This is a genomic window from Burkholderia sp. TSV86 (genome assembly GCF_001522865.1).
In the GTDB taxonomy this organism is placed as follows: domain Bacteria; phylum Pseudomonadota; class Gammaproteobacteria; order Burkholderiales; family Burkholderiaceae; genus Burkholderia.
Map to the genome: position 1 here is coordinate 1 of NZ_LOWB01000120.1, position 9,482 is coordinate 9,482.

Sequence of the window (9,482 nt, forward strand, 5' to 3'; positions counted from 1 at the left end):
CAAGAAGATCTACGACTCGATCGCCACCTTGCAGACGGACCTTGATGCGTGGCTCGACCAGTACAACAATGAACGAGAGCATCAGGGGCGCTGGTGTTACGGCAAGACGCCGATGCGCACTTTCCTCGATTCGCTCGATCTCGCCAAGGAGAAACTCATCCCCCATTGACGACTCGTACTTTGTCGGCCCGACTACCTGTCAGATCAAGTCCCGGCTAATACATTTCAGGGACCTTTTCGCGATGCCCAAAAGCGGTGACCCGCGGCACTACTGCGCGCAACCGGTTGCAGGGCGACCAGCAAAAAGCCCTATGAAAATCGCGAGGTTTTCGGACTTGTATTTCCCGCCAGAACGATAGAATCGGTTCGTCATTGTTGCACGCGTTGCACGCAGCACCTTGGTATTGCCGAGACGACGACTCTCTGCAAGTGGTTGTTTTCCCAAGATTCTTGTCTAGGTCCTCGCTCTCTGAACCCGGCGGCCCCCCTCAACCGGTTGAGCGGCATTTTTCATCAGCAACAACAATTGACGATCACCGCCGATCGGTTCCTATGACCTGTTTCAATTCACGTAGTAGTTCAGTTGCCGAGAAATTGGATATCGCTCGGGACCGCTTGCTCGCGACCGAGCGGCATGAAGGTCTTCGCAGGGCTGGCGCTTCACCTATTGCTTTGGGGGAGTTTTATCGGGAACAGCTAGATCGGCAGCTTTAGCCGAGTCAAGCAAAACTTGCCGCAGACCTGAAAGTATCGAAGCCGATTGTCACGCGATCTATCCAAGCGTCTTTGCTTCCCACCGAAGTTGTCGCCGCATTCGGCGGGCCACGTCATGTTTCGTATCGAACGGCAGGGCTTGCTGTGAGATTGATCCGTGAAATTGGAAGGGACGTTGTCATACATAGGGCACTCACAGTTCCACTGAGGTGTCATTCAGCAAAAGTGATTTCGATCCTGTCTACGGGAAAAGTCCAAACCGACGACGCAATCGAATTCACATTATCGCTAGGCGCGACCGGGAGATATCTAAGAATCGACGGGCCTCATCTTGAGCGCGTGGTTCCCCACCTCGCCCTGATACAAGATCTCCTGAACGCTCTCCTCCCGTCCGTGCTCCCGAGCAAACGGTAACGGTCGTTCGCGCACCGGTAGCGGTCTTCGATCTGAATGTCGCTGCGGCACAAACAGTGACATTATCCGACCCAGCGCACTAGCTAGGCCATCAGGATCAGGGAGGTCTCTGAAAGTCATGATGATGGTTTCCGAGCGACCGTCGCAGGTGACAAATTCCGACCCGAAGCGGTCCTTCGCATAAGTGACGTATTCCGACCTACCCGTGTGCGACGAAGGGTGACAAATTCCGACCTCCCGATAGCGCGCCTGTGAAAAGTGACATTTCCCGACCCGACCTTCTTGGGCGAAAAGTGACATATTCCGACCTAGCTGGGACTCTAAAAGTGACAAATTCCGACCCGCACAAAACCGGGAACATAGAGAAATCTTCGCCTTTCAACCTGCTGGATACACCAAAAGTGATGTTTTCCGACCCGCAAACTCCGTAGAGCTGATACGGAACGTCCCTGTTATCCGCTAGGCCAGGAGCACTGCCGGGAACGGTGACATTTTCCGACCCAGCAGTTCAAGACCTCGCAGATACGTTTGTTTTCGGAGCCTAAGGTGAGTGAGTACTTAGTAGCTTATGGTCCCCTAGGTCGGAAAGCGTCACCTTTCCAGTGGGGAATCCCGTTTTTGGAGGACTTAGGAGCCGGTATCGCCTCGTCGAGGTCGGAAAATGTCACCTTTGAGGTGGACAGCGAACGCTGGCGGTAGGTATAGGGGCGGTTTTTTGTTGTTCCGAAGCAACTTTCTAAGCAGGTGCTTTGTAAAACAGTTTGTAGAACCGTTTGTAAACCCTTTTGTAAACGCTGTGCCCGCCCGCGCACAGCCTTACTAGTCAAGGCTCTCCGGGGCGTCACAGTCGAACAACTGTGACGTTTTCCGGCCTGCAAGTGACGCATTCCGACCCTAAGGAGACACAAAGCGGGCCGCTGGTGACAAATTTCGACCGTTATCCACATCGGTGACTTGCACAGCGAGCATGTCACCTTATAATTGTGACACTTCCCGCTGAAGGTCACCTTTGTGAATAAAAAGGCAAAAAATCAGTCCGAGCCGGCCCAAGTCGAGATCGTCGAGATCGAACCGCTCCGGATCGAGCCGTTGGACGAACCGGCTCTGGACGGTGACGGTCGAGTGCGGGGCACGGTCGCTATGAGCCGCGCACTGGTCAACGCCCAACAAGGGCTGACTCTCAACGAGAAGCGAGTCATGATGGCGGCGCTTCGATGCATCGACAGTAAGAAATCACCCTACTTGCATGGTAAGGGCAATGGCTATGTGAGTGTTCGTGTTCGAGCCGACGAGTTTGCCGCCCTTGCGGCACTTGCTCCAAGGTCCGGTGAGAAGCAGGCAACCGCTGCTTATGAGGGGTTGAAGGAAGGTTGTGCGAGCCTACAAAAGCGTCAGCTGACGTATATGGATGGCCCAAGGAAGGTGGTGCTGAACTGGGTGTGGAAGGCGGTTTACCACGAACGAGAAGGATGGGCGGAAGTTTCGTTCTCACCGGACCTGACGCCGCATATCTTCATGTTGCAACGGCGTTTCGTCTCCTATCAACTTGAGTTTGCCCGAGGTCTGCAGTCACTTTACTCGTGGCGGCTTCTTGAGCTGCTGATGCGCGAACGAGATCGCGGCCGGCTCCTGATCACATTGGAAGATTTCCGGCACGTGCTCGAGATTCCTGCGACGTACCGCTTTGCTGACATCAAGCGTCGAGTAATTGAAACCGCAGTGAATGAGTTGAACGCCAAGGCGGACCTGGTGATTTCCTGGACCCCTGTAAAGCTTGGCCGGGCAGTGAATTCGCTCGATTTCAAATTTATCCAGAATCCGCAAAGTCGCCTAGCGTTGGACGGCGACCTACCCTTTGAGGAACCGAGCGCTGCGGAAACCGCGGAGGACTGAATGGCACGGGGCTGAATTGCTCCCAGTTGCTACATGGCCCTGCGAGTCATGAACGCCGCCCAAGCACCATGGCGTGAGCGGCTGTCAGCCAGTGTTTCACCGTTCCCTACTTCAGTTGGTGCCCGTCCTCTGCAAGGATCTTCTTAAAGGCGGCGACGTATGCTTCGGCCTTTTCGGGTGATCCTAGGACCAAATCGACACGGACCTTCCCGTCACCCCATTCTTTTATCGCACCGATTTCGGCCCCGTCTTCAGTTGCGACTTTGTACTGTCGCGAGAGCGACTTCCGCGGAGCTCGGCCGTTCTCGAGGCTTTCACGCAGCGCCTTCACCTTTTGAAACGGAAGTTCCTCGTCACGGATACGCTCGGCAAATGCCAGAGTCCGCTTCTCGTCCGATGCCTTCAAGTACAGCGTGAGTTCATAGCTAGTCGATAGTCCGAATTGTTTGGGATGCGAAGCGATCACATCCAGGACCGACTGTGGCAAATCCAACAGCGCGAGAATTTTGCTGACCTTCGATTTCCCCTCTTCTACCAAGGCTGCTAGTTCGTCGTTCGACTTCGCATGACCCTGATCGATTAGCTTCTTGTACCCGAGTGCGACATCCAGAACTGTTTCCTGCTCGCGCTCGTTGTTTGCTGCCCGAGCCAGACGATAGAAGTCGATCGGGTCTAGGCCCTCGAGCAGCTTAACATCCAAGGTCTCGGATCGGTTGCGAAGTGCACCAAGCTTCCGGAACTGGCCATCAATCAAAATTGCGCGGTCGGGGAAGTCGGGGTGGCGCCCTGCTAGCACAGGGACGAGTTGACCATCGCGGGCCATTGACGCCGCACGCGCGGCGATCAATTCTTCTTTGTAGATCGTGCGACTGTTGAGCGGATTATCGTCAATGTGGCTGATTGGCATCGTTATGTATCGTGCCTGCACCTTGCCTGCTTGTTCTAGGCTGGCCAAATACGCTTCTGCCGAGGTCCGCGTCGGGAGCGCAGCAATTTCCCTCGGCTCATCTAAGAGACTATTTCGACCACTCAACGCTTCATCGACACGGTCGAATCTAGAAGGTGCAGCTGCTTCGCGCATCGTCTGGTCGCGCTTTACCCCAGCGTTAAGTGCCGCCGAGAAATCTTTCTTCGTCATGCTCGCACCTCCAGAACTTCAAGAATTTCATCGACAAGATCGTTTAGTTCTTTATGAGCGGCCTTTGCCGAACGGAGCTGCAGCACCGTAGCGCCGGATACCTCCGCCTCCTTATACGCAGTGCGGAAGCCGAGTTTCGTTTTTAACATGGGGAGTTCGGAGTCACCTGCTGCGGCTTCAAAAATCTGCTTCACGATCGTGACGTTTTGATTCATGTTGGCGAATGACCGGAGCTTTAGATCCGGGTTTCGGATCTGCGCTTCCATCCCAAGCTTTTTTGCCTCTTGTACCGCCCACAGGTTGCCGCCCGATGCCGCTATGGGGATCAGCCCCAGATCGGAAATAAGCAATGCCACGGACGGGGCCGCGGATTTGATAGCCGGCGGGCAATCAATCACAATGAAATCATAATCGTTGACGTACTTCGCGATCTCGCGATCCGGGCGCGGGCTCAATGCCAAGTTTGAGATCGCGGCGGGATACGGTCGATCATCTGGCGCAGCCCCGACCGAGAGCGTCGCGGTGCCTTGCTCATCGAGGTCGACAAGCATGGTTCGATAGCCGCGCATGCCTAAGGCGCCCGCGATATTAGTCGAAGTCGTTGTTTTCCCCGACCCGCCCTTCTGGTTGAAGACGGCAATAATTTTCGCTGGCATGCATTCTCCTTATCTATTCGATGCTGAGCCGGAGCAGTTTCTACATAGAAACTGCGAGCCGAGCGCGCTGGGCGAAATACTAGGACGTAGCCGGAGAAATTTCAAGAAAAATGGGCAAATTTGAACGAAATTACAATGCGAAGAGCGAGATCATGCAAACATCTGACTGCTGTCTCCCGCACACTGGAGTTTCTACGTTGAAACTACGAGGGCGAAGCTGGCCTGTTAACGAGAGCGAGCTTTCGGGCCGCGAACATGTCGGCGGTTTTTCGTGACTCATTTGTGGCAGTAACAGTGGACGCTGTCCCGAGTTCGCTCGAGGATCCATGGGAGTTTCTACGTGGCAACTTGCCGTCGCACCCCGGGCACGGGCGAAAATTCAGTGAAAAGTCTCGTCTTGCCATTTGACCGGCGCTGGGCTTGATGTGTGGTTTCTACACAGAAACTGCGTACGCTGGCCCTGCCGGCGGAGTGGCAAGAGTCTCCGGAGTGAGCCGAGGCTTAGCGGGTAGGACTGAGCGCTGGCTCAGTTTGTCCTCCGCATGGCTTTCAATGTGGAAACTTCGCCGTCTCATCCCGGGCTCCGGCAAGAACGCACGAATATCGCTACTTGCGATAGAACCAGCCCAGGGCTCGATGTGGTTTCTACGTAGAAACTGCGCGTGCCGATCGCCCCCAGCAGAATGTCGATGAGTCTACGCCGTGAGCGAAAGTTTCTGGTTAGGACTCGATCTAGACTCTATCAGTCCTTCGCAGACGTCCAAGATCGGCGTGAGGTGGTGCACCTTTCGGATATCGCGGGTGCGGCGCTAGGCCGCAGGAGTTTCTACGTAGAAACTCCTGCCAAGGGTTTGCCGCGGGGACGGACTCGTCGTGAGCGGAGACTCTGTACCGAAAGGAGGATGCTTTTAGGCGGAAATTCATTCGCTGGATCGTGCTTGGGTTCCCCGTTGATGGGCCGCGCCACGCTTCGGCAGTTTCTACGTAGAAACTGCTGCCCGTGCCGTCGAGCCCGATAGCAACAATGCAGAGAGTGCGTGGTCGTGCGTATTCAGGTCCGCTGAATTCAGGCCGGCGCCAGTTTCGACGTAGAAACTGGCGATGCTAGCCGCTTCCAATACGCGCGCCATTAGCGCCTAGATTTTTCACGACGCGCCTAAAGTCTCTCTGATCTTATATACCGACTGTGATTGCTGCGCACGACCTGGCTAAGCCGGCGTTAAAGTATGGTGCATTCACGGGGAGAGCTCGGCCCGAAGTCTCAGATAATCTGGGTGTTTGGATGCGCTGGAATTTTAAACTACCAGACTATGTCGGACTTTGTTCGAACGAACAGTACATAGTCGGGCTTAATCTCGTAGAAGACTGTGGCTGACGCTGAAGGCGTCCCCGTCTTGGTGCGCGAGGACCAACCGGACCTCAATTCCCCGGGGAAGTGAGTTTTTCGGAGCAACTGCGCCCGCGACAGGAGACTAGTCAGGCAATCGCAAGAATCGCTGCTCCGAAGCACTACGTTCGGCTCGACTTGTGGCTCTGGAGCGGTCCAGGCTATCGAGTAGCGCAGTTGCGAAGAAATTCCTCTGCCTCGCAGTACTGGCGACCAAGCTCGGCAGTTGCATAGATCGAGGTCGTATCGAGCGAATCGTGACCGGCAAAATTCCGCGCGCTCTCGAGACTCATGCCGTTGGCCAGCGCATGCGAAACGAATGTGTGTCGCAGCCAGTGCGGACTGGCTTCGCTAAAGGCCCGCGCGTGCGGCGACTCTTCGCGCAGCGCCGCTGCGGCCGCTGCGGCAAAGAACTGCTTGATCGCCTTGTAGAGCTGCACCGGATGGATCGGCCCGGCTTGTCGCGCGCGCGCAGCGAGCTCGAGCGCCGGATCGGTTTTGTTCGCCTTCGCCGCGCGCCGGATCCGGCCGATCTCGGCATTCGAAAGCAGCGCCGGGATCAACGGGGTAGCGGCAGGGCAGGCGAGGGGATCGCGCGGCAGGCCACGCGATTCCAAATAGTCGCCCATCAAGTCCAGTACCGCCGGCACCAGCGGCACGAAGCGTTCCTTCGCGCGCTTGCCGACCACGCGCAGCAACCGGATGGTCCCCAGCTCGGGACCGGCGTAGCGCTCCTGCACGTCGTCCGTGAAGGCTCCGCAAAGTTCGGCGCGCCGCAGCCCGGTGCTGTACGCAAAACTCAGTACGAAGCGCATGCGTGTCGCGGCGGCCGTGTCCGGCATCGCATCGAGGATCCGCATCGCGAAGCGCCAGGCATCGGCAGTCAAGCCCCGCTCGATCTGCAGGCGCGATTTCGCGGCCACGCGTCGTTCGTTGCCGGCAGCGTCGTGCGTGGATCCGGTGAACACGCGCACCTTCGCGAATGCGTTGTGATCCAGATACTGCGCGTCGACCAGCTCACCGAAGAATTTCTTGAGCGCGGACAGCGCGTCCTGCCGGCTCTTGACCGATAGCGGTCCGCGGAACGGCCGCCAGCCGAGATCGCCGCGATGCGCGGTGCCAGTCATGACCCACTGGCTGGCGGGCTGGGGATCGGGCAGGAAGCTGTTGATGTACTCACGCGCATCGTCGGTGTCGAGGCTCGACAGCGCCTTGCGCTTCACAAAGATCGCCCAGAGCAGCAGCCGCTCGGCTTCGGTGCGATAGCGCTGGCGCGTATGCGGGTTCTCGTAGTCGGCGAGCCAGAATTCGATCGCCTCGCGGTCGTTGTTGGCGCGGCTGTTGTTCTTGACCAGATTGCGGTGTGCACCGTGCGAGCCGTCCAGCTCGGGCGGCAGCAAGAAGCGCTCGAGCGGCACGATCGCGGTGACGGGACCGGCCGCGGCGAGCCGTGGGGCGGGCAGGGTGGATTCTGACGGGTGGGTGTGCACGCCGGGGGCCAGCTGCAGGCCGGCGACGTCGCCGTAGTGGGCGAGCCATGCGGTGATGCGGCGGGCGCCGACTTCGCCCAAGCGCGGCACGCGTCGGTACCAGCGGTAGCCGAGCGCGTTGATCGTCTCGACCAGCTTGCCGATCGTGGTAAGGCCGACGTCGGCCAGACGGAGCGCGACGGCAGTGTCAAACCAGCCGAGCACGTGGTGTTCGGGGCGCGGATCCTCGACCACCAGGCGCGCTAGCACCTCGAGCGCGGCCATCTGCCGCGCGCGCAGTCGCGCGTTGCGCTGCTGCCGACGCAGGGCCGCGCCGGCGTCGGTGTCAGCGCCAGCATGCCGGGCGGCGAACAGGTCGAGCAGCTCTTTCTCGGTGTAAAAGCCCTCCGGATCGTGCTCGGCGGCGAAGTCCTCCAGCGACGGCGCGGCCGGCGCCGGGGCGTCGGCCGCTGCCGTCGCGGCGAGGGCGGCCGGCCGGATTGTGAGCAGCCGGGCGGTCGCAAAATCCTGCCGCTTGCGCGCGGCGGCGACGAACGCGGTCACCAGCCAGGTGCGCGTGGCGGCGGCCTTGCGCGCGTCGCGGCCGAATTCGAGGTACTGGTCGGCCAACTCGGCCAGATCCAGTCCCTCCAGATAGCCACGGAAGAAGGCGAGGTGCTGCAGGCCGATGCGGCGCTGGGCGGCGGCATCGCGGCGGGCTGCGCGCGAGCGCGACTTGCGGCGCGCGTCCGGCGTGGTCGCGCGCCGCGGCGCCGCTGGCAGCTCGCGGAACTCGACATCGAGCACGTCTGGACCGTCGACGGTCGTCATGGGCGGCTTCAAGGTAATACGGAAAGCGTGTTGTTTGATACGAGTCCTGCGGCGCAGCGGCGTCCGCTCGCCTTTGACTTCGTCGGAGGCGGACGGACGGCGAGGGCAACACTGCATCGCCGGTGGTCGTCGACCGCCCGGCGAGCCTTGCCGGGCAAGCGTGAGAGCCAGGTTCGCTCAGAAAATGGGCGAATCGGCCAATAAAGTGAAGGGTAACATAGTAAGGGCTATGTTACCCTTCTTTTCGGGACATGGACGAAGCCGCGGCGTGCGCGGCACTCCCTGTAGGGAATTGCGCGCCCCCACCGCGGCGATCGAAAAGCGGTGCCGTCACCGTTTCAGCGCCCGGTATTTCTGGGATATGAACACGGTAAGCGCAAATTCCTATCATAAGCTTTGAGGTTATGAAATCACGCCCGCTTATATCCTGATTGCATAAGCCGGCAGCCTACAACTTGGAATCCCTTGAGCTGAACGCCTGATCGAATTGTCGGGCGCGCTGCACCTCGTCGCTATGCAGGTACGTCAAATGTGCTGCAGCACATTTGACGTATTACCGACAGAAAGTTGTTATGCGGAGTCTGGATTCCCGGGAGTTGAGACGGAAGGAGTCTGGTCACCGGAACTCGACATAAATGTTTGGACGGATGGCGAGGTCCCGCAGCTCGAATGCGGCGTACGTGACCTCCGTGGCGCTACAGCGAATGCAACCACTCGAGCAAGGACTTGTTTTGTACGCGGTCTTTTAACGACGCCCCTCAGCGGTTGAGGGCAGCAGGCATTCTCCAAGGCATGAGATCGGCGTAGTCGTCGGCAGTTGCAGCGAGCGGTAACCTGGTGAACAGCCAGACCAGATAGCGATATGGCTCGACTTCGTTCGCCTTGCACGTCTCGACGAGGGAGGGTTCTGTCGCAATAAGGATGTTCATGCGTGAGGCGGCGGAGATGAATAGGAATCCTTATGCAATCAATGAATAGAA

Annotated in this window: 4 protein-coding genes and 3 pseudogenes; 3 read left to right on the forward strand and 4 right to left on the reverse strand. The window is 58.4% G+C overall.

Annotated elements, in window-relative coordinates:
- From WS68_RS28545 to WS68_RS23730, 3 genes and pseudogenes are all read left to right on the forward strand, one after another.
- Positions 1–169, forward strand: a pseudogene (locus WS68_RS28545) (IS481 family transposase); the annotation flags it as partial.
- 569 nt (positions 170–738) lie between these two features.
- Positions 739–1,128: pseudogene (locus WS68_RS29130) on the forward strand (hypothetical protein); the annotation flags it as partial.
- 1,011 nt (positions 1,129–2,139) lie between these two features.
- Positions 2,140–3,021 carry a replication initiation protein gene (locus WS68_RS23730; protein ID WP_059573174.1) on the forward strand — a complete coding sequence of 294 codons (882 nt, stop codon included), beginning with the start codon at positions 2,140–2,142 and terminating at the stop codon, positions 3,019–3,021.
- A gap of 106 nt (positions 3,022–3,127) precedes the next feature.
- Here WS68_RS23730 and WS68_RS23735 read toward each other — a convergent pair whose 3' ends face one another.
- The 4 genes and pseudogenes from WS68_RS23735 to WS68_RS26915 form a co-directional block, all read right to left on the reverse strand.
- The gene (locus tag WS68_RS23735; protein ID WP_059573175.1) at positions 3,128–4,159 is read right to left on the reverse strand and encodes a ParB/RepB/Spo0J family partition protein; all 1,032 of its coding nucleotides are present in this window, start codon (positions 4,157–4,159) and stop codon (positions 3,128–3,130) included.
- Positions 4,156–4,815: an AAA family ATPase gene (locus WS68_RS23740; protein ID WP_059573176.1), complete on the reverse strand. Its 660-nt coding sequence runs from the start codon at positions 4,813–4,815 to the stop codon at positions 4,156–4,158. Before WS68_RS23740 ends, WS68_RS23735 begins: the two co-directional genes overlap by 4 nt.
- Before the next feature lie 1,548 nt (positions 4,816–6,363).
- Positions 6,364–8,502 carry a phage integrase family protein gene (locus WS68_RS23745; RefSeq protein ID WP_059573177.1) on the reverse strand — a complete coding sequence of 713 codons (2,139 nt, stop codon included), beginning with the start codon at positions 8,500–8,502 and terminating at the stop codon, positions 6,364–6,366.
- A gap of 758 nt (positions 8,503–9,260) precedes the next feature.
- Positions 9,261–9,404 (reverse strand): annotated as a pseudogene (locus tag WS68_RS26915) (transposase domain-containing protein); the annotation flags it as partial.
- Between the last annotated feature and the right edge of the window lie 78 nt (positions 9,405–9,482).